This is a genomic window from Ferrithrix thermotolerans DSM 19514, assembly GCF_900128965.1.
In the GTDB taxonomy this organism is placed as follows: domain Bacteria; phylum Actinomycetota; class Acidimicrobiia; order Acidimicrobiales; family Acidimicrobiaceae; genus Ferrithrix; species Ferrithrix thermotolerans.
In genome coordinates this window covers 47,932-72,242 of sequence record NZ_FQUL01000001.1, presented here as the reverse complement: position 1 = coordinate 72,242, position 24,311 = coordinate 47,932, and the positions used below count along the sequence as shown (strand labels likewise).

Annotated in this window: 24 protein-coding genes; 20 read left to right on the top strand and 4 right to left on the bottom strand. The window is 51.2% G+C overall.

From position 1 onward, the window contains the following. Positions 1-303 precede the first annotated feature (303 nt). Entirely contained in the window at positions 304-1,062 is a 759-nt protein-coding gene (locus tag BUA24_RS00375) for an SDR family oxidoreductase (RefSeq protein ID WP_072787628.1), read from the top strand. A 434-nt stretch (positions 1,063-1,496) separates the two neighbouring features. On the opposite strand, the gene BUA24_RS00370 is transcribed toward BUA24_RS00375, so the two are convergent. Beyond that, the gene (locus tag BUA24_RS00370; RefSeq protein ID WP_072787626.1) at positions 1,497-2,639 is read right to left on the bottom strand and encodes a class I adenylate-forming enzyme family protein; all 1,143 of its coding nucleotides are present in this window, start codon (positions 2,637-2,639) and stop codon (positions 1,497-1,499) included. Between the two features lie 127 nt (positions 2,640-2,766). On the opposite strand from BUA24_RS00370, the gene menB reads away from it, so the two are divergent. After that, positions 2,767-3,609 carry a 1,4-dihydroxy-2-naphthoyl-CoA synthase gene (menB, locus tag BUA24_RS00365; protein ID WP_072787625.1) on the top strand — a complete coding sequence of 281 codons (843 nt, stop codon included), beginning with the start codon at positions 2,767-2,769 and terminating at the stop codon, positions 3,607-3,609. 4 nt (positions 3,610-3,613) lie between these two features. Then, positions 3,614-4,504, top strand: a complete 891-nt coding sequence (locus BUA24_RS00360) for a 1,4-dihydroxy-2-naphthoate polyprenyltransferase (RefSeq protein ID WP_072787623.1) — start codon at positions 3,614-3,616, stop codon at positions 4,502-4,504. Positions 4,505-4,522: 18 nt separating this feature from the next. Here the strand turns inward: BUA24_RS00360 and BUA24_RS00355 are convergent, their stop codons facing one another. Then, on the bottom strand, positions 4,523-5,341 hold the full coding sequence (locus BUA24_RS00355; protein WP_072787621.1) for an alpha/beta fold hydrolase: 819 nt from the start codon (positions 5,339-5,341) through the stop codon (positions 4,523-4,525). Between BUA24_RS00355 and menD the strand changes: the two genes are divergently transcribed. The 5 genes from menD to tyrS all read left to right on the top strand — a co-directional run bounded on the left by menD (position 5,325) and on the right by tyrS (position 12,383). Next, the gene (gene menD, locus BUA24_RS00350) at positions 5,325-7,139 is read left to right on the top strand and encodes a 2-succinyl-5-enolpyruvyl-6-hydroxy-3-cyclohexene-1-carboxylic-acid synthase (RefSeq protein ID WP_072787619.1); all 1,815 of its coding nucleotides are present in this window, start codon (positions 5,325-5,327) and stop codon (positions 7,137-7,139) included. The two genes, BUA24_RS00355 and menD, sit on opposite strands and share 17 nt — an antisense overlap. A 405-nt stretch (positions 7,140-7,544) precedes the next feature. After that, positions 7,545-7,856 (top strand): hypothetical protein, encoded by a 312-nt coding sequence (locus BUA24_RS00345; RefSeq protein WP_072787617.1) that lies wholly within the window; start codon positions 7,545-7,547, stop codon positions 7,854-7,856. 166 nt (positions 7,857-8,022) lie between these two features. Next, positions 8,023-9,444, top strand: a complete 1,422-nt coding sequence (locus BUA24_RS00340; protein WP_072787615.1) for a GGDEF domain-containing protein — start codon at positions 8,023-8,025, stop codon at positions 9,442-9,444. A 161-nt stretch (positions 9,445-9,605) separates the two neighbouring features. Beyond that, positions 9,606-11,018 carry a phospholipase D-like domain-containing protein gene (locus BUA24_RS00335; protein ID WP_072787613.1) on the top strand — a complete coding sequence of 471 codons (1,413 nt, stop codon included), beginning with the start codon at positions 9,606-9,608 and terminating at the stop codon, positions 11,016-11,018. A 99-nt stretch (positions 11,019-11,117) separates the two neighbouring features. Beyond that, positions 11,118-12,383, top strand: coding sequence for a tyrosine--tRNA ligase (gene tyrS / locus BUA24_RS00330; RefSeq protein ID WP_072787611.1), 1,266 nt, complete (start codon positions 11,118-11,120; stop codon positions 12,381-12,383). A 123-nt stretch (positions 12,384-12,506) separates the two neighbouring features. Here tyrS and BUA24_RS00325 read toward each other — a convergent pair whose 3' ends face one another. Further along, positions 12,507-13,739, bottom strand: coding sequence for a ribonuclease D (locus BUA24_RS00325; protein ID WP_072787609.1), 1,233 nt, complete (start codon positions 13,737-13,739; stop codon positions 12,507-12,509). Positions 13,740-13,808: 69 nt separating this feature from the next. Here BUA24_RS00325 and BUA24_RS00320 point away from each other — a divergent pair, with 69 nt between their 5' ends. Further along, positions 13,809-14,225 (top strand): HIT family protein, encoded by a 417-nt coding sequence (locus BUA24_RS00320; RefSeq protein ID WP_218587368.1) that lies wholly within the window; start codon positions 13,809-13,811, stop codon positions 14,223-14,225. Here BUA24_RS00320 and BUA24_RS00315 read toward each other — a convergent pair. After that, positions 14,191-14,418 (bottom strand): hypothetical protein, encoded by a 228-nt coding sequence (locus BUA24_RS00315; protein WP_072787604.1) that lies wholly within the window; start codon positions 14,416-14,418, stop codon positions 14,191-14,193. The genes BUA24_RS00320 and BUA24_RS00315 overlap by 35 nt on opposite strands. A gap of 179 nt (positions 14,419-14,597) precedes the next feature. Here BUA24_RS00315 and BUA24_RS00310 point away from each other — a divergent pair, with 179 nt between their 5' ends. The 11 genes from BUA24_RS00310 to BUA24_RS12355 all read left to right on the top strand — a co-directional run. After that, positions 14,598-14,801 carry a hypothetical protein gene (locus BUA24_RS00310; RefSeq protein ID WP_072787602.1) on the top strand — a complete coding sequence of 68 codons (204 nt, stop codon included), beginning with the start codon at positions 14,598-14,600 and terminating at the stop codon, positions 14,799-14,801. Positions 14,802-14,892: 91 nt separating this feature from the next. Next, on the top strand, positions 14,893-15,690 hold the full coding sequence (locus tag BUA24_RS00305) for an alpha/beta fold hydrolase (protein ID WP_072787600.1): 798 nt from the start codon (positions 14,893-14,895) through the stop codon (positions 15,688-15,690). Continuing rightward, positions 15,687-17,279 carry a Mur ligase family protein gene (locus tag BUA24_RS00300; RefSeq protein ID WP_072787598.1) on the top strand — a complete coding sequence of 531 codons (1,593 nt, stop codon included), beginning with the start codon at positions 15,687-15,689 and terminating at the stop codon, positions 17,277-17,279. The genes BUA24_RS00305 and BUA24_RS00300 overlap by 4 nt, the downstream gene beginning before the upstream one ends. A 51-nt stretch (positions 17,280-17,330) precedes the next feature. After that, complete coding sequence (locus BUA24_RS00295; RefSeq protein WP_072787597.1) at positions 17,331-18,446, top strand: D-alanine--D-alanine ligase; 1,116 nt, start codon at positions 17,331-17,333, stop codon at positions 18,444-18,446. 19 nt (positions 18,447-18,465) lie between these two features. Continuing rightward, the gene (locus BUA24_RS00290; protein ID WP_072787595.1) at positions 18,466-19,167 is read left to right on the top strand and encodes a PH domain-containing protein; all 702 of its coding nucleotides are present in this window, start codon (positions 18,466-18,468) and stop codon (positions 19,165-19,167) included. Positions 19,168-19,241: 74 nt separating this feature from the next. Further along, a complete protein-coding gene (locus BUA24_RS00285) occupies positions 19,242-20,114 on the top strand; it encodes an alpha/beta fold hydrolase (protein ID WP_072787593.1) in 873 nt (290 codons plus the stop codon). Between the two features lie 54 nt (positions 20,115-20,168). After that, positions 20,169-21,326 (top strand): CaiB/BaiF CoA transferase family protein, encoded by a 1,158-nt coding sequence (locus BUA24_RS00280; RefSeq protein ID WP_072787591.1) that lies wholly within the window; start codon positions 20,169-20,171, stop codon positions 21,324-21,326. 20 nt (positions 21,327-21,346) lie between these two features. Further along, positions 21,347-22,621 (top strand): type IV secretory system conjugative DNA transfer family protein, encoded by a 1,275-nt coding sequence (locus tag BUA24_RS00275; protein ID WP_072787581.1) that lies wholly within the window; start codon positions 21,347-21,349, stop codon positions 22,619-22,621. 888 nt (positions 22,622-23,509) lie between these two features. Further along, positions 23,510-23,656 (top strand): hypothetical protein, encoded by a 147-nt coding sequence (locus BUA24_RS12360; RefSeq protein WP_178138643.1) that lies wholly within the window; start codon positions 23,510-23,512, stop codon positions 23,654-23,656. Positions 23,657-23,950: 294 nt separating this feature from the next. Then, complete coding sequence (locus BUA24_RS12760) at positions 23,951-24,088, top strand: hypothetical protein (RefSeq protein ID WP_218587367.1); 138 nt, start codon at positions 23,951-23,953, stop codon at positions 24,086-24,088. Beyond that, a partial coding sequence (locus BUA24_RS12355) for a hypothetical protein (RefSeq protein WP_218587366.1) occupies positions 24,085-24,311 on the top strand: 227 nt, incomplete at its 3' end. The genes BUA24_RS12760 and BUA24_RS12355, both read left to right, overlap by 4 nt.

Sequence of the window (24,311 nt, the reverse complement as noted above, 5' to 3'; positions counted from 1 at the left end):
GCGCTCCTTATGTCTAACATGGCAACTACAGCGATGAGATCTTTGTGGTCCTAAAAGGTGCTCTAAACATGCACTAGATAGACCATGATAAGGAAGAGGTCGCGCAACTACGCGTAGGAGATATATTTTTTGCATCTGAAGGGACCCATCATGTTGCCTATCCCGAGGGCGTGGCAAAGGTGCTTGTCGTGGAGAGAGATGGAAGTATCTGAACGTCGCTTTTCATAGACCATCATTTGGGTTGCTTTAGATACTGTTCATGGGTGACGGGAGAAGCTCTGCTAGCTTGGTTACACTAGTCCGATGGACATCTCTTTAGTTGGAAAAGTGGCAGTTGTAACCGGTGGATCACGAGGAATAGGATTCGAGATCGCCAAGACCTTTGCTGTTGCCGGAGCGGACGTCGTTATCTTCTCCAGGCGAGAAGAGTCTCTCATCAAAGCTCGAGACGAGATCTTGGAGGTGGCTCCGCTTGCGAGGATAAGTTACAGGGTTGGCAACGCCTCAGACCTCGATCTTCCATTTTCTGTCGTAGAGTCGGTGATCTCTGAGATGGGACGGCTCGATATCCTTGTCAACAACGCTGCGACCAATCCTCACTATGGTCCGATCCTCACCGTCTCCAAAGAACAGATGGAGAAAATTCTGACGGTGAATGTAGTCTCTTTGATGCGCTGGACGCAAGCGGTCTGGGATCTTCACTGGAAAGACGGCACAGGTGGAACGGTGATTAACATAGCCTCGATAGGTGGGATGTCGGTAGGAAGCGGTATCGGTTTCTACAACGTCTCTAAGGCGGCGGTCATCCACCTAACCAAACAGCTAGCCGCAGAGATGGGACCTAAGGTGAGGGTGAATTCGATCGCTCCCGGTCTTGTACGGACAGATATGGCCAAGGTGCTCGTCGACAGCTACGAAGAGGCGTTAGCCTCAACTCTGCCACTTCGGCGAATAGGAGAGACTCCTGACATTGCAAACACTGCCTTGTTCCTGGCATCCTCGCTGTCTGAGTGGATTACGGGAGCCAACTTAGTGGTCGATGGCGGAGCCCTACTTGTGTGAGACTCATGCTAAAGATGGGGGTCGGGAGATCGATAGAGCTGCGCAGAGGCCATAGACGTGATTTGTATCTGGATCTAAAGTACTAATTCTCACCTAAACTCCATAGTTCCCCTAGTCGCTGGGCTACCCAGCCTCATCCATCTCCCCACCTGCAAATGTCAATGGATGTCTTGGATTTTCCACGATGGTTCTCTCGGAGCTACGGCCAAGATGTATCTCTTGCAAAGACCTGCCTATGAGGATCGTTCAACTACCATATCGATGTATACCGCTCCTGCCTGAGCCTCTAGATGTAGCCTTCAGGCGAGATGTCTCTCGGGCGATGAGCAACTCTTACGATAACGACAGCTATTGATCAGTCTTTACAAACACTGGATCTGAAGAGACATACCTTGGCTATGTCTCTGGTGTTTATGCGGTGGTGACCTCCACGGTTACTGCGACTTGTCTATTAGAGACTCGGCCAAAGCGCGTCGCTGAATCTTTCCGAGAGGGGTTCTTGGTATGGAGTCGACGAAGAAGATGTATCTGGGATAGGCCCAAGGAGCCACGTCGTTTGAGACGAGCTCCTTTAGTTCTTCCTGCGTGGGAGCTCTAGTGCCCTCCACTAGCACGATAGCGGCGGCTACCGCCTCTCCCCATCGGCGATCTGGGTAGCCAAATACCGCCGCCTCTTTCACAGAAGGGTGGGCCTCTATCGACTGCTCTATAGGTGTTGGAAACAGCTTCTCACCGCCGGAGTTGATCATCTCTGATCTTCTTCCAACAACACTAACCCGTCCATCAGGAGCAACGGAGCCTACATCTCCGCTTCGATAGAAACCATCTACGCCTCTTACCTCTCTTCCGTCTCGATAGGAGCGCGCCAGCATCGGAGCATCTATTAGCAGTTCACCGTCCTCAGCCTCCTTTACCGTAACGCTTGGGAGAGGGTAGTCGTTGTAGACCACACCCGATCCCGTCTCTGTCATTCCATAGGTGACGAGGAAGTTATCGGGAAGATTTGAAGGGGGTGCCTGAGCGCCAAGTAGCACGACTTTGTAGTCTTTTGGTTCAATCTTATTAAGTGCTGAGGTTACGACAGCGATGAGGTTTGCGCCGTCACGCTGCCTCTTTTTGATCTCGTCCTGGTCGAACCCCTCTATTACGCTGACCCTCGTTCCACTTAGAAGCGAACGGGTTATAATTGAGAGCCCTCCGACGTGACTAGGAGGCAGAGCGCAGATCCAGTGATCGTTACTAGGATCTACCCCCATTCTCTGGTTCGTGGCCTTGGCGGAAGCCTGCATGGAATCTAGTGTATGGACCACCCCCTTGGGTTCGCCCGTGGTCCCTGAGGTAAATACCACATAGGCGTCTTTGTTCTCGACCTTTCTCCCTCCAGCGTGCCTCGTTCGAAGGAGCGAAGGGTCGTCGATTATCTGGGTGGGTTCGGCCGTGCTAAGTAGTCTCTCGATCTGCTTTTTCGGATACCGAGTATCGATCACACAAAAGGCATCTCCGCTTTGCATCACCGAGTCGATCGCCGAAACTAGTATGTCGCTTCTTGGAAGTAATATGGCTACTAATTCGTTCACATAGTTGAAGCTATAAGGAGTAGAGCGCTTTTCGCCGTAAATCTCATAACAAAGAAGCAGCCTCTGATGCGGGGCTCCAAGAGATCTGGCCGTTGCGACCTCTACCGAAAGTGAGGGTTGATCTAAGGTGTCTGACTCTGTGAAGTGGTCTAGTGTGAAAAGTTATAAAGACATAAGGTACGAGGTGTCCGGTGACGGGATAGCTAAGATCACTATCGCTCGACCTGAGGTTAGGAACGCTTTTCGGCCACAGACTCTCTTTGAACTTGAAGACGCATTCCGTCTCGCTAGGGACGACATCTCTGTGGGTGTGGTTATCCTTACAGGAGAAGGACCACTAGCGTTTTGCTCTGGAGGAGACCAAAGGATCCGAGGGGACGACGGCTACATAGGGTCCGATGAGGTTGCGCGCCACGGTGTAGGCCGACTAAACGTTCTTGATCTCCAGGTACAGATTCGCCGTCTGCCAAAACCGGTGATCGCTATGGTGGCTGGATATGCAATTGGTGGTGGTCACGTTCTCCATCTGGTATGCGATTTAACTATCGCAGCTGACAACGCTCGATTTGGTCAGACAGGTCCAAGGGTCGGAAGCTTCGACGGTGGGTACGGAGCAGGTCTTCTTGCCAGGACGATCGGCCTTAAGCGGGCCAAGGAGATATGGTTCCTCTGTCGGCAGTACGACGCACAGCAGGCCTATGAGTGGGGCCTCGTAAATGCGGTCGTACCTCTAGAGAAACTAGAAGAAGAGACCATAAAGTGGGCTCATGAGATGCTTGAGCTCTCGCCTATCGCTCTTCGTATGCTGAAGGCCTCTTTCAACGCGGCTGATGAGGGACTAGCTGGGGTGCAGCAGTTAGCTGGTGACGCCACAATGTTGTTTTACATGTCCGAAGAAGCCCAAGAAGGTCGAGACGCCTACGTGCAAAAGAGACGTCCTGACTTCTCTAAGTTCCCTAGACGACCCTAAAGTTATGGCTCTTCGGCAAGATCTCAAAGACTGGGTGGCAGGTTCGAGGCCTCGTACCTTGCCGGCCTCTGTTGGTCCAGCTGTGCTTGGAGGTGCTCTAGCCTATGGGTCTGGACACTTCGATCTCCTCAAAGAGGTTGTTGCGGTCTTCGTCGCCCTTTTCCTGCAGATCGGGACGAACTACGCAAACGACTATTCAGATGGGATTCGGGGCACCGATGAGAACCGTAATGGACCCAAGCGGCTTGTGGCCTCTAAGACCTTTGAACCCAGATCCGTAAAGGCCGCAGCGGTCATATCGTTTTTTGTTGCGGCGGTCTTTGGTCTAATCCTTGTGTTTCTTAGTCACTGGTGGCTGATCTTTGTTGGTATGGCGTCGATTGCGGCAGGTTGGTACTATACGGGAGGAAAAAGGCCCTATGGGTACTTAGGCTTTGGCGAGGTCTTCACCTTTTTATTCTTTGGCCTCGTAGAGACCGTGTTCACCTTTTACGTCCAGGCAAACTCCGTAGATCTAGAGGTCGTAGCCGCTGGTGTTGTCGAGGGGCTTCTTATAACCGCCGTCCTTGTCGCAAATAACCTGAGAGATATTCCTACTGACAAAGAGACCAACAAGTTGACGTTGGCGGTTCGTCTTGGCGACTCTCGGACCAGGGTGTTCTACATTACTTTAGTGGTGGTGTCCTACCTTCTCTGCGTCGCCTTGGCCTTTAGGTACCCTATTGCGTTACTATCTCTTGTGTCTATCCCTGCTGCTGCGTCTGCGGTAAAGGTTGTGCGTTCAGGTGGTATGGGGAAAGACCTCATAGCTGTCTTGGGCGGTACCTCAAAGGTTGTGCTTTACGTGTCGATGCTGCTGTCTCTCGGTGTCGTTTTGTCTAAGGTAATTCTCTAGAGTGAATTCGAGTCTTTTTTAGACTTCATGCAACAACCTATCCAGATGAGAGAGGATAACTCTTGGTGCGCTTGCTAGAACATCGTGCGAAGAGTCCTGTACCACCTCCACTTTGGCCCTTGGGTCGGCCTTTATCATTTGGTTCGCGATGATCTTATACTTCTCATCTTTTGACCCTACGAAGAGGTGCTTTGGGCAATCAAGTTCTCTAAATGCCGACAGCGTGTTTGGCTGTAGCGCCGTTGAGTACTCTGCCAGGGCGCTTCCGACTCCGAGAGGGTGAGCTCTGGTTCTGAGGTCGAGGTCACGTTCCGTGAGGACTCGCTCGCCAAAGATTGGATTTTTGTTCCATTCAATAAGAAAGCTACGATAACTATCCCTGTCCATCTCCATGAGCCTAAGGGCAAGGGACAGATCCTGGCTGTACCTCTTTGGTCTATCATGAGTACTTTGCAGGCCACTGTGGCCACTAAGAAGGGTTAGTGAGGATGGCTCTGCGATCCGAGGCGCGAGAGACAGGGACCATAGAACAAGCCTTGCTCCCATGGAGTAAGCGATAACGTGTGCATCGCCTATAAACTTTGCGAGCGCAAAGAGGAAAACCTCTCTGTTGGTCGCCATGTGGTCTAAACCTTCATGCCCTGGGAGAAATACAAGATCCGCTCGTGCTGGGTACTTATCACAGAGCTGTAGTGCGGTTGCCATCCATACTTGGGGTTGCTGGGAGAAGCCGTGAAGGAATACCAGCCTAGTGGTGGTGGTTTTACTGGTCCTAGCGACTTCTAGGAAGTCTATGTGACAAAAGGAGCTTGATCTTTTAATGTCAAACGATGCCAAAGAGTCCGTCCTGTCTATCGATGGGGTCAATATGGCTCTCGCTACAACCCTAGTTTCTGCCCTTGCGTCCCTCGGCGTGACCGATGCCGTTATATCGCCTGGATCCCGTTCTACTCCGATGGCCGTTGCGACAAACCGAGAGGCAAGGATTGCGCTTCATGTGAAGCTAGACGAGAGGTCGGCAGGTTTTTACGCTCTGGGCATCTCCAAGGTGTCGCTGCGTCCGACGCTACTCATCACTACCTCAGGCACCGCAGCGACGGAGCTAAGGCCAGCGATAACGGAGGCTTTTCACTCAAAGATCCCTCTTTTAGTGGCGACTTCGGATCGGCCTCCAGAGCTGCAAGGTATAGCATCTCCGCAGACCATCTCCCAGATCACTCTCTTTGACGATGTATGCAACTCAAAGATCCTCTTCTCGGCACCATCGGTCGCTGATATAAGGGTCTGGACCTCCTTAGCGGCACAGGCCTTTGCAAGTGCAACCGATGAGTTTTTAGGAGCTGGTCCCGTTCATATGAACCTTCCCTTTGCTGAACCCCTCTACGACCAAGAAGAAGGGGAGTCAGAAGCCTTAGAAGCATTGTTAACTAAGACCGTAGTTTCAAGGACCTACAAGAAGAGGGGGGTGATTCCTCTGGAGATCGTCGAAGAGGAGATCAACCCAAAAAAAAGGGGTCTGATAGTAGCAGGTGGCAGATCGTTCGTATCTGAGGCGACGCTTTGTCGTATCTCTGAGTTGCTTGGATGGCCTGTTTTGATCGATCACAGATTTGGGGCCAAAAATAAGGGAGTAACGTTTGTGCGCGGAGGAGATCTACTGCTTAGATCAAAAGTGTTCGCTGAGAAGGCTGTACCGAACGTGATCTTAAAGGTGGGAGAACCTCAGGCCTCCAAGGTTGTAAGTGAGTTCTTGTCCCGATCCTCTATCTCCAGAGGAGGTTGTGCTACGACCGTCGCTTTGTTGCCTCCGGGGGTGAGAGTGGATCCAGGTAGAGACACAAGCGTCTTTTTGGACGGTGACCCAGAGGCAACGCTTATCAGCTGGTGCAATGCAATTGAATCTATGGAAAACCAGGAGAAGGATGGCAGTTGGATCGAGCTTTGGCAAAAAGGTGAGCAAGCTGTGCAAGAAGTTTTGGACGCTGACCTTGAACAGGCTCGGAGGAGCTCCCTCCCGCTTGGTGAAGCGCACCTGGCTAGAGAGGTTGTGTCACAACTTACCTCAAACGATATGCTGTTTGTTTCGTCTTCTATGCCGATTAGGGACGTAGAGTTCTTTGCCGATATGAAAGACAACACCGTCTCGGTATTGGCTAACAGAGGCGCAAACGGTATCGACGGCGTAATCTCATCGTTCTTTGGGGCTTCGTATGCTTGGAGTCGACAGAGATCCAAGAGTCTTAGTGTGCTTTTGATCGGAGACCTTGCCTTTTTGTATGATCTGACTGCGCTTTTATACTCAAAGGGTCAAGGGGGAGTGATATTTGTGACCGACAACGAAGGAGGCGCTATCTTCTCGTTCTTGTCCCAGCACGAGAGACTCGAAAGAGGAGAGTTTGAGCGTCTCTTCGGTACACCTCAGGGTATCGATCTGCGCTCCGTAATAGGAGGGATGGATATAGAAGTCGACACCTTGAACTCACTTAGTGACATCGAGAGGGTACTCTCCCTTAGTAGGGACAACCCCTCTAAAGTCTTCGTGGGTCTGGTCTCAAGTGATAGGGAGGCGAACCTGAAAGAACACAACCGCCTCTACGCCCTGGCTGCTGGTGAGATAGACCGTACCTTTGGATAATCCATGGCTCCAAGCGATATTTCGGAGTTATTTATGTAGCTAACGATAGCCATAAGGATCCTATAGGAGGGCAAAATCTCCGGCCTCTAAAGCCACCCCTATCGACTTCAAAGTAGTGAGCCTTGCGATCGGTGGAGTGTTGCCTTCTACGGCGCACAACCTACTATCACCATCTACCAGCCCTCAGCGTTGCGGGGCCATAGTCAAAGGATCAACACGCTTTAGGCAGAATTCATCTCCGCAGACGACACCTCGTGGTAGTTGGATCTGGCTTGAACCGGAGAACGAAGGCGAAATTATGTGGTATTTGAGACGATAGCTGTTTTATCCACGCGATAATTGAACCAAGGTGGTAAGTCGTGCGTCTTATCAACTGTATCTGAGTCGAAAGAGAGGATTTTATAGGTGTTCGGTACTGGCGTTGGTAGCAAGAAAGCGAGAGCAGTTCTAGCTGGTGGTGTTGTATTTTGCATGATGTCGTCTCTGGTGGCTCAGATTAGAAGCGAAGAGAGAACCATTCAAAGAAGCCAGGGTAACCTGCAGGCGTTGCTAAAGTCATCTTTTGTCGCTGTAGGTGGCCAAATTGAAAAGACATCTATCAGCCCTAATGTATATAGGTCTTATGGGGCTTCACCACTTTATCTCTCCTCGTTGGCTATGAACTCTATATCTAGCTCAGGGGTGCCTGGGGTAAGGGCTATCTTGTCGCTCGAGTAGATCTCAAGTCGTACTCACGACTCTGGTCCATATATCAGATAAATGGAGATCGTCTTTCAACGTTTTCATCGAATAGGGGCTATTGAGACCTAACCCAGCGTCTCTCGTGATAACACAGTATGGTTCACTAACTAAATTTTTACGCGCTAAATGTCGAACACCTTGCATGAGCTTTCCTGAACAGCGTGTTTCAGTTACTGAAGATGGTGTTTCACGTCAACGCATCACCAAGAGGGTGTTTTGGGACCTCGCCCTGTGGATGGGTGGCTTTGGAGTTCTAACAGGCTTGACGTTTCCGATTGCGATTACCTTAGTTCTACCACAGGGCAAAGCAGTACTAAATCCTTGGTTCTTCACCCTCTCAGTGCTAGCTGGGGTTAGTGTCGGTACGGTCAACTTCCTGCTGGCTCATCGGGTGGTAGGTGCGAGACTAAAGAGGCTTGCGTCGTCAATGACCGGGGTTACGAGATCTTTGGAGCACGCGCAGATGACCGGCGACTGGAGCGGATGTTCTTCAGATCTCTGCGCCTTGGATGTCGACTCTGCTGACGAGTTTGGAGAGTCAGCCAAAGCGTTCAACGCCCTTGTGCTGGCGCTGGAGGAAGCGCATAGCTTTGAAAACTTGATCTATTCACTTAGCAGTAGGCTAGCTGAATACCTTGATCTCGAAGAACTCGCTGCTGCAACACTCTCTTTTCTCTCTAGTGAGATCGGAGCTGACGCTTCAGCCTTATTTGTTGTAAGGGACGGCTCGACGGAGCTGGTGAAGGGTCAGAACATCCGCTTTAGTGCCCTAGATAGTCTAAAGTTGATCGAAACTGCCATTGAGTCCTCTGCCATCAAGATACTAGATCTTCCGAGAGAGGTTGTCGTAGTGACCTCACTGCTGAGTTTTCGCCCAGTATCTATCGTGGTCGTTCCTGTCCATGTAGGGGGCCAAGCCCTTGGAGCGATGATCTTCGCCTGTAACAGCCGACTCTCCTTTAGACATACTCGTCTGCTTGAGGCCCTGCAGCCTGCGATCTCCGTCACTCTGATCAACGCTATTAGTCACGAGAGATTCCAACGACTGGCCGCTGTTGACCCCTTGACCGGTACATACAATCGCCGCTTTGGTATGGGACGCCTCGGTGAGGAGTTTTCCAGAACCGTTCGGGATAAGGCACCACTAGGACTCATCGCATTCGATATCGACTTCTTCAAAAAGGTCAACGACACCCATGGTCACCTCTTCGGCGATCGAGTGTTAAAGGCCGTGTCGGATGCGGTTCGAAAGAACCTTCGAGAAGGCGACGTGCTTGTAAGAGTAGGTGGGGAGGAGTTCTTAATTATTGCTCCAGGAGCCGGGGACGGCGACGTTGAGGCGTTGGCGGAACGTATTCGCATGAACGTTGAGACGCAAAAGATACGATACGGTGACACAGAGATTAACGTCACGATCTCTTTGGGAGGGCTCTCTTTTGGTGGTTATGGTGCAGATACCCCAGAGGAGTTACTCGAAAGTGTTGATAGGGCTCTTTACCTCTCAAAGGAGACGGGAAGGAACAAGCTGTCGATGGTGCACGCGCCAAAGAGCTCTTTCGCATAACGCAGGGATAATTCGGGTAGTTGGGCTTACAAAGATGAAGTGGGAGATGGCTAACGCAATGGACTTATGGGTCCTTGCTAGAAGTCGCCGGCCCTAAGAAGACTCTATGTCTTGGCGTTGAGGTGACAGAGGTGTAACTTCTCTGTGGTACTGTCAATGCGATGAAGGCTCTAACACGTTTTATCTTTGGAGTTTTGTATCAAAACTTTACTGCGTCTTTGGTCGCAGCTCTCTTACTCTCCAGCTGTGGCGCCCCTGCAGCGAGAGCTGGGGTGCCAAAGACCAATGTCAAAGAGACGGCGGTGAAGACCACCGTCACCACCACTTCAACTGAGGTTCCTGCTCAAACTACCAAAGCACCTAGCCAGACAGTGCAGTCTTCGCAAGTTTCTGGCTCTCCTGGTTCGTCGATGACGTTTCTCTCTGAACCCAAAGACGGAGAGTCGCCCTGGCTCAACGCCATATCGTCAGCGACCTCTCAGATTGACGCAAACTACTATTTGTTGACTGACTCTTCAGTTGAATCGGCACTTATCTCTGCAGCGAGCCGAGGAGTGACAGTAGATGTGATCATAGACGGTAACCCCTTTGGAGAGAGCTATGCATCTGCTCAGACGCTCAATATCTTTAACGGCACCAAGGTGCACATAAAGGTGGCACCCTCTAGATTTGAGGGTACGTACTCGTACGATCACGCAAAGTACCTCCTGGTCGATCCTTTGCAAAGAGACGCCGTAGCTATCTTTGGATCGGCTAACGCTACGGCCAGCGCCTTCGATGGAAACAACATAGAAGACGATCTTGAGACCTCTGATCCACAGATAGTGTCGGCTCTTTACGACGTGTTTCGTGCAGACTGGAGCGGAGTAAGCGCTGGTCCTCAGGCGCGTACTTACCTAGTGCTTTCTCCTGGTTCAGCGACTCAGCTTATCTCGTTGATTCAAGGAGGCGGTCCAATTGAGATCATGACAGAGGAGCTTGGGTACACGCCATCGATATATCAAGCTATCGAAGGGATGGGACCGCAGGTGAGGATGCTTGTACCTTCGACGCTTAGTCCCGGTGAGACAAGCTATGTGTCCCAGTTGATGAGTTACGGCGTTCAAATTAGAGAGATTAGCACACCTTATCTGCATGCAAAGCTAATAGTCGCTGGTTCTAGGACCTTTATTGGCTCCCAAAACTTCTCGGAACCCTCCCTTTACAACAACCGTGAGGTCGGGGTAATAACCTCCAATCCAACGGTCTACACCTCTGCTCTTGCACTCTTCAACTTCTACTGGTCACAGGCTCAAACTCCAGCTGGTGCGACAACGACTCAGTCTCTACCCACCTCATCTGGGACTTCCTCGCCGCCTTCGACCCCGTCGACTACGGTGGTGAGTCAAACTTCGAGCTATCCCTACATCCCTTACGGGGACAGCCAAGCTCAAGTGATAGATCTTTGGGGAGAACCGAGTTCCACCGGTACGACTACCTACGATGGATACCCCGAGACCGCCTGGTACTACCCCGGTGGTACGGTGTACTTTGGGAGTGCCGGCACGGTTGTCTACGTCCAGCGATCTCAGTAGCAAAGATCTAGGCCGCCTTGGTAGCACTGTGCCTCTAACAAAATGTGCTGTAGAGTCTCTATAGTGTCTTGAGTCAAAACGGACGAAAGAAAGTGTCAGATGGGTGTCTTTAGCGAACTTCAAGAACGTGGCGTAATCTATCAGGTGAGTTCTCCAGAGTTGGAGAGAGCGTTAGACGACGAGAAACTATCTATCTATGTGGGCTTTGATCCGACAGCTGATTCGTTGACGGTGGGGAATCTGCTCCAGATCGTCACCATGAGGCGGCTACAGCTGTATGGACATCGACCAGTCTTTGTTGCTGGCGGCGCAACCGGAATGATTGGAGATCCCTCTGGCCGCTCTTCAGAGCGAAACCTTCTAAGTGAAGATGTTATCTCCTACAACTTGGCTTGCGTATCTTCTCAGCTCTCTAGATACCTCGACTTTGAGTCCTCAGATAGTAGCGCCTTGTTGGTCAACAACTCCACTTGGTTTAAAGATATGGGACTGCTTGAGTTTCTAAGGGACGTCGGCAAGTCCTTTAGTGTGTCGACTATGTTGCAGAGGGACTCCGTTCGCAGTCGTCTAGGTGATCAACAGAGCCTGTCTTTTACCGAGTTCTCCTACATGTTGCTTCAAGCGTACGACTTCTATCAGCTGTCTCTACCGCCTTATGAAGTCAGGGTTCAGTTTGGAGGTTCGGATCAATGGGGTAACATCGTGGCGGGAGTCGACTATGTGCGACGAGTATCGGGCAAGACGGTCTTTGGCGCTACGACTCCTTTGGTCACAAAGTCCGATGGAACCAAGTTCGGTAAGTCTGCGGGCAACGCCGTCTGGCTTGACCCGAAAAAGACTACCCCCTATGAGCTCTATCAGTTCTTTATCCGTTCAGAAGACGAGATGGTGGGAACCTATCTGCGTTACTTTACCTTGTTGTCTTTGGAGGAGATTAGAGAGCTCGAGGAAGAGTTGAAGACCCATCCAGAGCGACGGAGCGCCCATGGTGCGTTAGCTTTTGAGGTAACGGCTTTTGTACACGGAAGGGAAGAAGCTATAAAGGCTCAAAGAGCATCCACGTTGTTGTACCAGGGTAGACTAGACGAGGCTCCTAAGGATATATTGATGCTCGCTCTTACCGAAGCGCCAAAGATCGAGATAGCAAAGGAGACTCTTGCGATCGATCCGGTTGACCTTTTATCTAAGACTCCGCTTGTGTCGTCCAAAAGTGAGGCCGCCCGCACGGTTCGACAAGGTGGATTCTATGTCAACGACCGAAAACGATCAGAGGGAGAGGCTGTCACAGATGCGGATCTAATCCACGATGAATTGATAGTTCTAAGGCGTGGCAAGAAGGACTACTGTTTGGTGCGGGTGATCTAAGACGCTTAGCCGCAGAGACATTGGCAGAGATGTCCGGGCAGAGTTTCCAATGACCACTTACTTGGAGTTTCGTCGATGTTGTAGAGGCTAAGTCGTTGGATCGTCGATTAGGGACGAAGCCCACTACCGCCGGTGATCCAAAGGTACTATCTCCAAGGCGTCGCCAGCATCGACTGCAACTCCGTAGCGTCCAGTTACGATATTTACAAGGTCACGACCCACAAGTTCGTACCTCCAACCGCTTTTTAGACGAGACTCTTCGTTCTTAGAGATCAGGTCTTGAAGGTCGTCCTTTGAGCTTACTATTGTGGAGTCGATCTGCTCCCTTTGAGCAACTGCGGCTACCCAAGCCTGGCAGAGCTGAAGGAGAGGGGTAAGATGTCTTGGGTAGTTGTTTCCCTCGTAGTAGGGAGACTCGGTCGGTTTCGAAGAGGCAAGCCCCTCTTTGATCGCCTCCATGATCTCGTTCTGAGTCTTTTGACTAAGCTTTCCAGCGTCAACACCACGTAGGTTGAGAAGAACCTCCATTGAACGCGGCTTGGCGTGGGATATAGTGGCTATCGCAAGATCTGACAGGATGTAGCGGCAAGGTATGTCGTTCTCACGAGCAGTTGTCTCTCGCCACGCAGCTAGCGAACGAGCCACTCGCTTTGACTGTTCGTCTAGCCCCTTACACTCTTTGATCTTCAACCAAGCGGCATCAGGTTCGACGCTCTTGCCCATTCGATCTAAAGTGCGCGCAAGTTCTTCCTCTACCCAAGGTACCCTGCCTAACCTGCGAAGTGAAGCGTCGATTGCGTCTTTTAAAGAATGGAGAAAGACCACATCTTCACACGCGTAGTCAACCTGACTCTTTGTAAGCGGTCTTGCGGTCCAGTCGGAGAATCTGGCGGCCTTTTGAAGCTTTATCCCAAGGAACCTCTCTAACAAAGTTCCCAGTCCCGCCCGAGCGGTTCCAAGAAATCCAGCGGATATCTGTGTGTCGTAAAGACGTCTTGGAATGGTTCCTACGCTACGTTCCAAGATGGCGAGGTCCTGATCAAAGGCGTGGAAAATAAACTCTATATCACCTTCAAAAAGTGTCGATAAAGCCCGTAGGCGCACTCGGAAAGGGTCTATTAGCACTACCTCTCCGTTTGAACGCGCAAGCTGGACTAAAGCAAGACGTGGATAGTAGGTCTTTTCCCTGTGAAACTCCGTGTCTATCGCTATGGAGTCGTCTTGGGAGATTACAGAGACGAGGCGCTCCAAAGCCTCGTCCGTGTCGATCCAGTAAGCTTTGGTGCTACGCCCATCGATCGTGGAACCTATGTTATATGTGTATCTGTCGATTTCTATAGGTGTTATTTTAGGCACTACCCAACCCTTTGGCGCTATGCTTGCGTCTTGGGGTCCGAGGCCTACAGGAGGCTTATGTGTCGTTGTGTGTTTTGTAGGATCGTCTCAAAGGAGCTCGAAGCATATCTCGTCTATGAAGACAGCTCGACGTTGGCGTTCCTGGACCATAGTCCAGTCGCCAAAGGGCACGTCCTGGTCGTCCCCAGACGCCACGTAGAACTTATATACAACCTCGAAAAGCAAGAGGTTCAAGGCTACTTTGAAGTCGTGAGACGGGCAGCAGCGGCTGTGAAGGAGGCTTGCTTGAGTCAAGGTGTGTTGCTGCTAAATAACAATGTCGTAGGCCAGTCGGTTCCTCATCTTCACTTTCATGTCGTTCCTAGAGACCGAGGAGACTCGATCGGTTGGAGATCTTGGCATCATGTAACCTACAAAGCGCACGAGGCAAAAGAGTTTGCCTATAGGATCGCTAGCTCTCCTGCTTGGGACGCAGATCGACCCTAATGGTCAAGACTCCGTCTTCGAGGGTAGCTTCGCCGTCTGCGATTATGGAGAAGTCAAAGTAGTCAAGCCTTGCTTGTTCGACAAAGAGTCTCCGTTCCTGTCCTTCAACCGGTGGTATCTGTCGCGCCTTTACCGCTTCTGCTCTGAGCTTGAAACGATCGATCATCTCTTGTGGTTCAAAAACCTCGTCCATAATGAGAAAAACGTTAGTTGGATGCAAGGCGTTATCTGACGCGATCTGGGCATAACTCAAGGTTCAGTTGGGTTGTACGAATAGATATGAAATGCATATCTCCAGCCTGGTCTAGGTGTTCGATTACAGACTAGGCTCTAATATGTTATGTAGTTGTCTAATTATTCGAGGAGCTGCTCGTGAAAAAAGGACGCCACCGCAAATTTGAAGAGGCGAGAAAGGCCAAGCGAGCGTTTATCGAACCGAAGGTTAGATGTGAGGAGTGCGGGGGGGACTCCGAGGAAGGCCACGCCTCGTGGTGTTTGGCGTACCTTGACGATGAAGACGAGGTCTTCACTTCATCTTCATCGCACACAGATGACAGCAACGCTTTAGGGGATTAGGTAGCGAAGGGCACCTGTTTGCTTCGGTATAAACTTTCTCGGTGATAGAATCGCAGGGTCTTTGTGCGATTACTACTAGGGAGAGTTCGCTTTGCTAAAAGGATTTTGTGAGGGCAAGGTCTTTGCTCACATCGAGGGCGAGGGCGAACTATCGGTCGTAATGATGCACGGTTGGGGTAGAAGCTCGCAGGATTTCGCTCCAACCGTGGCGGAGATGATCGGTGAGGCGGGGTCTGAGCGTCTAAAGACCGTGCGTGTGGATCTCCCTGGCTTTGGTTCATCACCGGTACCCGGCTCTGCCCTGTCAACCTCGGAGTATGCGGATCTGATCGCTGAGATGATCGATGAACTCTTTGGGGGACGGGGTGAGGATGAAAAGGTGCTGATCGTGGGACACTCATTTGGTGGAAGAGTAGCGCTCTCGCTAGCAGCTAAAAAGATGCCAGAGAGAGTCGGTCATATGGTTCTGGTGGGAACCCCACTTATAAGAGATGTGAAAAAGGCGCGTGTAAGTCCCTCTGTGAAGGTTGCCAGAAAGCTGCACTCTCTGGGTCTTCTAAGCGATGCAAAGATGGAAAAGATGAGACAGAGATACGGTTCAGAGGACTACCGTAACGCTTCAGGGGTTATGCGAGAGATCCTGGTCCGGTCGGTCAACGAGAGTTATGAGGAACTTTTCCCGATAATAAAGTGTCCCACTACTTTACTCTTTGGAGAAAGAGACGGTGTCACATCCGTGGCGCAGGCTAAGGTAGCTCAAGGTCTCATGCCAGATGCCAAAGTAGTTACCGTTCCTGATGTGGGTCACCTCCTGCCTGTAGAGGCTCCAAAGGTGCTCGCAGAGATAGTATTGGATAAAGCGGCATCGCTTCTTAGGACGGGGCTATGAGCACAGGAGACTACGTACTGGCCGTAGCAATTGTGCTCGGAACTGGAGCTTCGGTGGTCTCAGCGATCAAGTGGCTCCGGGTGGCACAGAGAGAACATTACATCGTCGGATACACCACGAGATTCGCTATTAGATGGTGGTCTTACAAGACAGCTCGAATTAATTCGATCGTCTTTGTGCTTGCGTACCTCTTAGCTGGCTTTGAGAGTCGCAACGATCTACCCCTCTCTCTAAAAGACCTGGTTGTCGGGGTGGTATTAGTTGTGGTGGCAGTGTTCCCGCTCGGGCTCTCGCTCAGAGGCAGAACATCTAAGCTAGCCGTGACTGCGAGGATGAAGAGGCTTATGGTGGCTTTAGCCGCTGTGTATCTACTGGGCGTTGGAGTGTCGCTTGCCCTCGAATTTGAGTATCTCTATCTAGCCCTAGTCCCGTTGTTGATGCCTGTCTTAGTGGAAGTTGCGCTTTGGATTACTAGACCTATCGAGGCGAGAGGTTTATCGAGGTTCGTCTCCAAGGCAGAGGCGAAGCTAAAGCGAACGCAGCCCAAGATCGTGGCGATAAGTGGATCTTTTGGAAAGACAACGACCAAGAACTACATAGCTACGTTGGCTCGAAGCTCTATGTCGGTCGTGGCCTCTCCTGCTTCGTACAACAACAGAGCTGGACTGGCTAGAACGATAAACGAGCACCTAGAAGATTCAGTTGAACTCTTCGTAGCTGAGATGGGTACGTTTTCGCACGGCGAAATAGCGAGTCTTTGCACCTGGATTCCTCCTGACGTAGCGGTTATGTGTGCTCTTGGACCGGTCCATCTGGAGCGATTTGGCTCGGAGGACCAGATCCTAAAGGCGGAACTTGAGGTCACTGACGCCTGTGACGTAGTTATCGTCAATGTCGACTACCCAAAGCTAGCTCTAGCTGCAAACGACCTCGAGCAGGCAGGAAAGAAGGTGTACCGGGTCTCTGAAAAGGACTTCTCAGCATTCGTTAGCGTGAAGAGTGACGATGAAGGCAAGTTGGTGGTCTACCTGGAGCAGCGACGAATCGGTGCGGTCGACGAAGGTGATATCTCTCCTGGTAATCTGGCGTGCGCAGTGGCCGCTGCGCTTGCGGTGGGTGTTCCAGAGAGTGCAGTAGCGGACTCCTTATCGGAGATAAAGGCACCGCCGAACAGACTCAACGCCGTTGTCGCCGGTGAACAGGGAGTGGAGGTGCTCGACGATACGTACAACTCCAACCCTGCGGGGGCTAGGCGAGCTCTTGCGGCTCTAAAGAGAAGAGTGGATACTGGAAAGCGCGGGGTGGTGGTCACCCCTGGAATGATAGAACTAGGTCATAAGCAGTTTATCGAGAACTATAGGTTCGCAAGGGCTATCGCAGAGGTTGCCTCTATCCTTATTATCGTTGGTCGAACTAACCAAGAGGCTCTGAGAAGGGGTGCCAAAGAGGGGGCTTCAGGACCCGACGCCACCCTTACCCAGATCGTGGAGGTCAGAACAAGAGAGGCGGCTGTGGCTTGGGTGCGCGAGCATCTAAGCGATCGTGACGTCGTTTTGTATGAGAACGACTTACCAGATCACTTTCCCTAGACAAGCCTTAGGATAAAGGGCGTGGTTTTCTAGTTATGACGAGGTAGTTCTATGGAGTTGATAGGGGTAGTATTCGGTGGTCGTTCGCCCGAGCACGATATATCCATTCTCACCGGCCTTCAAGCGGTAAGAGCGCTGAGTTCCAAGAAGGTCCCTGTTGTGCCGATCTACTGGAGTAAGCAGGGAGAGTTCTACCTGATCGATTCGCAGGCTGAGGCTAAGGACTTTGCAAATGGTCTGCCGCCAAAGGCGTCACCGATCTATCTAAGGTTAGGGTCCGAGCCTGGGTTTTATCAAGGAGCAAGCGGCCTGTTGTCGAAGTCGAAGAGGGTCGATGTTGATATAGTAGTAAACTGTTGCCACGGTGGTCCAGGGGAAGACGGAACACTTCAAGGTATCTTTGATCAGGCCAACATCTCCTATACCGGACCCACCGCACGAGCAGCTGCGCTTGGAATGGATAAGCTTTCGTTTGGGTCTTTGATGAAAGACCTTGGCGTGCCTGTTCTTCAAAGAGCCAACCTCGACTCTACGACCGAGACCCTGCCTTTCGAGGGACCCTATATCGTAAAGCCTCGTTATGGAGGTTCATCTCTGGGTATAGATGTAGTTGAAGATCTCGCAACGGCGAAAATGAGACTTAGTGCAAACGTCCACCTGCGTTATGGAGCGGTTGTAGAGCCCTACAGAGCGGATCTGTTCGATCTACAGCTAGCGGTTAGGTCGTTTCCTGAGCTGACGTTGTCACCACTTGAAAGACCTATGAAGCGTGGGACTGCCGGAGAGATACTTAGCTACAAGGACAAGTACATAGCTGGCGAGGGTATGGCGACAGCACCCCGAGAGCTCCCGGCGAAAGTCTCTCACGAGGTGGAGAAGAAGGTATCTGAGATAGTTCACAAGGTAGCTTCGGTAATCGGTGTGCGCTCTGTCTTTCGTGTTGACTTCTTAGCCTCTGAAGGCGACGAGCTTTACCTAAACGAGGTAAATACTATCCCTGGGTCTCTGTCACACTATCTGTGGATAGAGCCTAAGCTTAGCTTTGGTGATCAGTTGATGATCTATCTAGAAGAGGCAAAGAGTTCCCCTTCGACCTACTCCACGACCGCCGGAGCGGACGGCACCGTGCTACGGTCGGCCTCATCGGTAGCTTCGAAGTTAGCCTAGGCATCCAACCAGAGCCATTATGAGCGCCGAAGTTGATGGCAGCCGCAGATACCGGGCTTTGCTCAAGCAGACACTTCAAGAAGACGAGGATCTGGTTCAGGTAGTTAGGCTGAAATGGGTTAAGTTGCTGCGCCCGGGTTTGGTTCTTTTAGGGGCATTTTTGATGGCTCTCGTGATAGCCGCTTATCTGCCTTTGTCTCTTGGCTATAGAACAGTTCTTTCTCTAGCTGTCTTGGTCTTAGGATCGGGGTTTTTTGCTTACAACTGGCTGTTTTGGAAAGATGAGTTTATGATCATCACCTCCAAACGGGTGGTACTTGAAAAGGGAGTTTTTACAAGAAGCACTAAAGAGATTCCGTTGAACAAGATCAACAACGTTTCATGTCAACAGAGTCCGTTTGGTCGGATCTTTCACTATGGAAACATAGAGATCGCTTCAGCCAACCTAAGTGGGTCAGAGAAGATCATCTGTGTACCTGAACCCTTGGCCGTGAGATCCACGATTGCGACAGCTTCGACCAAGGAGACACCAAAAGCGGCTGTGGTTCCGACTGTTCAGGCGGATAGCTCTGGTCCGAGGACGGGTGGACTCGTGGACGACCTGGAACGGCTTGCGCTGCTTCTCAAGGAGGGGATGCTCACAGAAAGAGAGTTCCAAGTCGCCAAAGACAGACTTTTGCACATAGACCCAAGCGATCAGGGGTCGATCTCAGCTAACTAAGCCACCTCTTAGCCCACGCCTTAGTGTATCTAAAGATGCGGTGGTAGCTTGAGAGATGTAAAGGTAGGTGAGATTTGGTAGAGTTCGTAGATGTAAAGGGTCTCAGGATAGGGTACGAGACGTTCGGAGACGACCAAGACGAAGCCATGGTGCTTCTTTCGGGTCTTGGGGGCGAGATGAGGGACTGGTCCGACGAGGCTGTGTCACAGCTAGTTGGTGCGGGCTTCTATGTGGTTAGAGTGGACCATAGGGACTCTGGAGTGTCTTCTACTGTAGAGGTGCCCGTCGATATAATCTCTGCATTCTTGGGGAACAAGGCGGCGGCTCCGTACACCCTTATGGATATGGCGGCGGATGTAAAGGCGGTTATCGAACACCTTGAGATCGTGGAGGTTCATATGGTCGGTGCCTCCATGGGTGCTATGGTGGCACAGCAGTTCTGTATCTCTTATCCTGACTCGGCGCTGTCGTTAGCTTCGATTATGTCTACGACAGGTTCGAAGTCGGTCGGTCAGCCTTCCAAGGAGGTGGTTGAGGCCTTACTCAATGGGATAGCTCCGGAGATGGTAAAGGGCAAGGCATCGAAAAATGAGGCTTCTTCTTTGACTCCTTACGTCTTAGGTGTGGAGGCTGACATCGAAGACGTAAGAGACCATCTAAAAGAGGCGACCGCCATCGTACCGAGTATGGATCGTATCTTGAGGCAGCTAGCTGCGATCTTTGTAAGTGGTGACCGAACGCAGGAGCTAAAGAGATTGGCTATTCCGACCGTCGTGATCCACGGAGACAGTGATCCAGTGGTCGACGTCTCAGGTGGCGTAGCAACTCACGAGGCAGTTCGAGGGTCTAAGCTGTTCATCATCCCGGGTATGGGCCATGAGGTGAACGCCGATAATTGGCCGTTGATTAGGGACGAGATTATCAAGAACGCCAAGACGAAAAGGTAAGGGAGTTGCTTCAACTTCATATCTCGACGGTCTCTCACGTCAAGGAAGGTGGCTGTGGATAAGGTTCTGAACGGAGTGACGGTACTTGAGTTTGCTGGAATCGGGCCTTGCCCATTTGCCGCAATGGTGCTTGCCGATATGGGTGCAAGGGTGATAACCGTCGAGAGAGTTGGAACCAGTGCGTCCATGGGGCGTAGTTGGGAGGCTAGGAAGGGTGATCCATTCCTACGAGGCAAGGAGATCATTGAGATCAATCTAAAGAACCCTTTGGCAAATGGTGTAGTAGATGAGTTGATAAGGCGGTCCAACGTCTTGTTGGAGGGTTTTCGCCCTGGTGTCATGGAGAGGCTCGGATACGGTCCGTCTTACGCAATGTCGTTAAATCCGACTTTGGTATATGGTCGAATGACTGGTTATGGGCAGGAAGGGGTGTTTTCTAGTCGAGCCGGCCATGACATCAACTACATCTCGATCTCTGGTGTCCTTTCAACTATCGGGACTAAAGATGGAGCTCCGACTGTACCAGTTAATTACGTAGGTGACTTTGGCGGCGGTGCCATGCTTCTGCTAATTGGAGTGCTTGGGGCTTTGGCCTATGCACAACGAAGTGGGGAGGGGCGGGTGGTGGATGCCTCAATGGTAGAAGGCTCTTCACTTCTTGCAACGATGATTCACGGCTTTAGGGCTAAAGGTTCTTGGCAAGACACAAGGGGCTCTAACCTGCTTGATGGGGGCGCTCCCTTTTATCGAACATATAGGTGCAAAGACGGCGGGTTCGTAAGTGTTGGAGCCTTGGAGCCCCAGTTCTTTGCGGAACTTATTAGTACGCTCGGTCTTGATGATGACGAGATCTTTTCAAGTCAGTACGACAGGTCGCAATGGCCAAAGATGGAAGCAAAACTCGCAGAGGTGTTCAGTCACAAAGACCGCAAGGAGTGGGAGGAGGTCTTCTTCGATAAGGATGCGTGTGTGACTCCCGTGCTGACACTAGACGAGGCTCAGTGTCACCCCCACAACCTCGCAAGGGATTCGTTCGTCTCTGTGGACGGAGTGCCCCAACCTGCTCCTGCCCCGCGATTTTTCGACAATAAATTACAGGAGCAGGTCCAGGATTTGGTTGGAGCATCTCTTAGAACAGCTGAAATTTTGAAGGAGTTAGGCTACTCTAAAGAGCAAGTATCGGAGTTGTACAACTCCCAAGTGGTGGCCTAACACTGTTCCCTTGGGGCGTAATGTTTTTTCTTGGTAACCGCAGATCCGATGCTGTCTTTAGTGACCCCGAGTCGCATGTGCTAGTCTTGGGTCCCCCTCGGTCAGGGAAGACGTCTTCCCTGATTATTCCAAACCTGATCGGTTTTCAAGGACCCGCTGTTGTTACATCGACCAAACCTGACGTCTTGCGGGCTGCTCTGCAAGATCGATCAAGGGTGGGAACTGTATGGTTGTTCGATCCTTCCCGCTCTATCAAGGTTGTTGAGGGGGTCAAGGAGGCTCGATGGTCTCCAGTGGAAGGGTCTGATACCTTGGATCGTGCCGTAAAGGTTGCAGATGTATGTGTTGACGTTGCGTTAGGGGTCGCAACTGGTGCGGATAGGCACTGGTCGGAACGGTCAAAGGCGCTGTTGGCGCCGCTGCTTCTAGCGGCGAGTTACGCACGAGCGCCTATCTCTGACGTGGTGGGGTGGATCGACGTAAGGGCTCTAGAGGAGCCTAAAGCGATACTGAGCGCGCACTCCGCTTATAGGGCTCTGCAGATACTCTCTAGCGTGGAGCAGAGTGAGGAACGTGAACGTTCTGCAATATTCTCTTCTGCATCTGGTGCCTTGGCGATGTATAGGTACGATGGTGCGTTAGATGTTGGAGATGACTTCAACTTCGATCCGAGGGAGTTCGTATCTTCGACGGACACCCTCTTTATCGTCTCGCCCTCTGCGATTCAAAAGGTAGTTGCACCTTTAGTGGTCACGCTAATCGATCGCATAAGAGAAGAAGCGTTCCGTTCAAGCAACGAAGGTAGAACAGACAGGGTTGCCTTGTTCCTAGATGAGATGGCGAACATTGCACCTCTTCCCAATCTGGGTTCGATTCTTTCAGAGGGCGCAAGTCAGAACATGTCTCTTATGGCTTGTCTACAAGACCTTTCCCAAGCCGAAGCCAGATGGCCAAAGCTATCGAAGGGTCTTCTCACTCTCTTTGGAACCACCGTACTTCTTCCAGGAGTGGCCGACGTTGAGACGCTTAGGAACCTCTCGGCGCTGTCAGGTATAAAAGTTAGCAAAGAGTACTCCTTCAGCGACCAGAGGGATCGTCGCAGGAGCGCGCTTTCGCGTTCGATAAGGTTGAAAGAGTCTCCTTTGCTTGAACCTCATCGACTGGCATGGATTGCTCCAGAAAGAGCCATCGTATGTGAGCCAAAGAGAGGTCTTAGAGAGGTGGAGCTAGTTCCCTACTATAAGTCTCGAGCTGCCTTGGAGATCGAACGAAGCAGAACTGAGCGAATGAGGTAAACGCCGTAAACGGTTAGATGATCTAGGTTGCCCTAAACGATCTGCTGCCTGTGAGTCTCGATTTCTTGGTTGTCGTGATTATGGCTACCTCTGGATCTTGTTCGTTTTCCTGTTGGAGCAAATCGGAGTGAGGGCGCTATTTACGGGAGGATTTGGTTGTATCCGGACGCGTTGGACCACCGTCTCCTGTGAAGGCTCTCACCAGGGTTATAGAGACCCTTGGGGTAGGGGTATTCGTAGGCCCTTATGTCCAAGCTCCGAAGAGCGGATGTGCACACGATGCTTGCTGCGTCTGCCCTAGTAACCCACTTAGGGATGTTTTGGGGTCGGATAAGGCATAGATAGACAGCGCCTATATTTGTGACTTCGACTTCGAGCCTTCCCGTCCAAGGACTAGGTAACTCAGGCCTTAGCCAATTCTCGTAGCATTTGGCACTGCTTTTCCGAGGAGCCAGATCGTCAAAGCGCGCGGCCGTTCCATTTGCCTTAGTTGATGGCGACACTATGGGCCGAGGGCACTCTTATATGATATAAAGATCTTCACAAGACCCGACGCCGATTACTCATCGATAGCACAGGCGCCCTAGAGACACCATGACGCCAATGTGTATGTGACGGTTGATCGATGAAGGACCACCCTTTCCCAAAGAACGCTAATCTACGCACCGTCGCCCCTAAAGATAAGCATGGGTGATAGAGCTGATCGAAAAGTACTGGTGAATAGTGATAGGAGGAGTGTGACTTTAGGTAAAGGGAGGTAACTAGGTAGTTCGGCATGGCCGTTTCGAAGCGGTGCTAGGGGAGCATCAGTAGATGCCAAATAGGAGTTTTTAGTGTTGATCCTAGCGTGCACTTAGGGGGAAGCGGAGCAGTGTTAACTTAGCAACTGTGCCCATAGCTCGTCAGTACGATAAAGTAGGGCAACGAGGCCTAAAGCCAGAGCATCAGTTCGATACTATCTTTGGAGAGTGGGAGTTCTTACAAGAAGCCCAAGGAAGCGGTTTCAACTCCGTTGTGTATAGTCAACCTCTGTAGCGGTATTTCGTTGGTGGTTGTTTCTATCTCATCGGTCATCGCTGGACAGATAGAGCAGGAGGTGAAATGGGCTGTAACAGGTGGAGATGTATCGCATGGTGTCATGCGATACAGTTAGGCCCTGCATCACTCTAAAGTGCAACCTCGAATGAGTCGATAACGATTCATTATCGACTACATCAGTGGAGGGTTTACGATCGGGCGCTGAGAGGCAGTTCTTGGGAGGAGAGAATTCTAGATGCGCCGATTGGAGTTACGGTGGTAGTTTGCTTTAGATAACGGTCAACTTAACCGTTGGGTAAGATAGGAGTTAAGAGGCGCCGATGGAACGTAAATCTGACGGGATCAGAACTCGTCTTATCCCACGATCCTTGCGATCTCAAATACCTAGTGCTTATAGTCTCAACGGTAGATCTCACTTTAGTGGGTTGATAAAAAAGACTCTCTGGCGAGGCCTGTTGGTTTCCCTTGCAACGTTATCTTCGATTATGTATGTAGCGGCCCGACCGGAGGTCGTGAGACCTCCGGTCGCAAGGGTTGCGTCGTCGTTAGCGGCGGCTTCCTACTCTCCTGGGTATGAGGAGGTAGCGTCCGATGGAGGGATCTTTACCTTTGGAGATGCAGGGTTCTATGGATCTATGGGAGGACACCCTCT

Excerpts from the sequence above, each read along its gene's own strand:
- BUA24_RS00375 (WP_072787628.1), top strand. The coding sequence starts at position 304 with ATGGACATCTCTTTAGTTGGAAAAGTGGCAGTTGTAACCGGTGGATCA.
- BUA24_RS00360 (WP_072787623.1), top strand. The coding sequence starts at position 3,614 with ATGGCTCTTCGGCAAGATCTCAAAGACTGGGTGGCAGGTTCGAGGCCT.
- menD (WP_072787619.1), top strand. The coding sequence starts at position 5,325 with ATGTCAAACGATGCCAAAGAGTCCGTCCTGTCTATCGATGGGGTCAAT.
- BUA24_RS00340 (WP_072787615.1), top strand. The coding sequence starts at position 8,023 with ATGAGCTTTCCTGAACAGCGTGTTTCAGTTACTGAAGATGGTGTTTCA.
- BUA24_RS00335 (WP_072787613.1), top strand. The coding sequence starts at position 9,606 with ATGAAGGCTCTAACACGTTTTATCTTTGGAGTTTTGTATCAAAACTTT.
- tyrS (WP_072787611.1), top strand. The coding sequence starts at position 11,118 with ATGGGTGTCTTTAGCGAACTTCAAGAACGTGGCGTAATCTATCAGGTG.
- BUA24_RS00315 (WP_072787604.1), bottom strand. The coding sequence starts at position 14,418 with ATGGACGAGGTTTTTGAACCACAAGAGATGATCGATCGTTTCAAGCTC.
- BUA24_RS00300 (WP_072787598.1), top strand. The coding sequence starts at position 15,687 with ATGAGCACAGGAGACTACGTACTGGCCGTAGCAATTGTGCTCGGAACT.
- BUA24_RS00295 (WP_072787597.1), top strand. The coding sequence starts at position 17,331 with ATGGAGTTGATAGGGGTAGTATTCGGTGGTCGTTCGCCCGAGCACGAT.
- BUA24_RS00290 (WP_072787595.1), top strand. The coding sequence starts at position 18,466 with ATGAGCGCCGAAGTTGATGGCAGCCGCAGATACCGGGCTTTGCTCAAG.
- BUA24_RS00275 (WP_072787581.1), top strand. The coding sequence starts at position 21,347 with ATGTTTTTTCTTGGTAACCGCAGATCCGATGCTGTCTTTAGTGACCCC.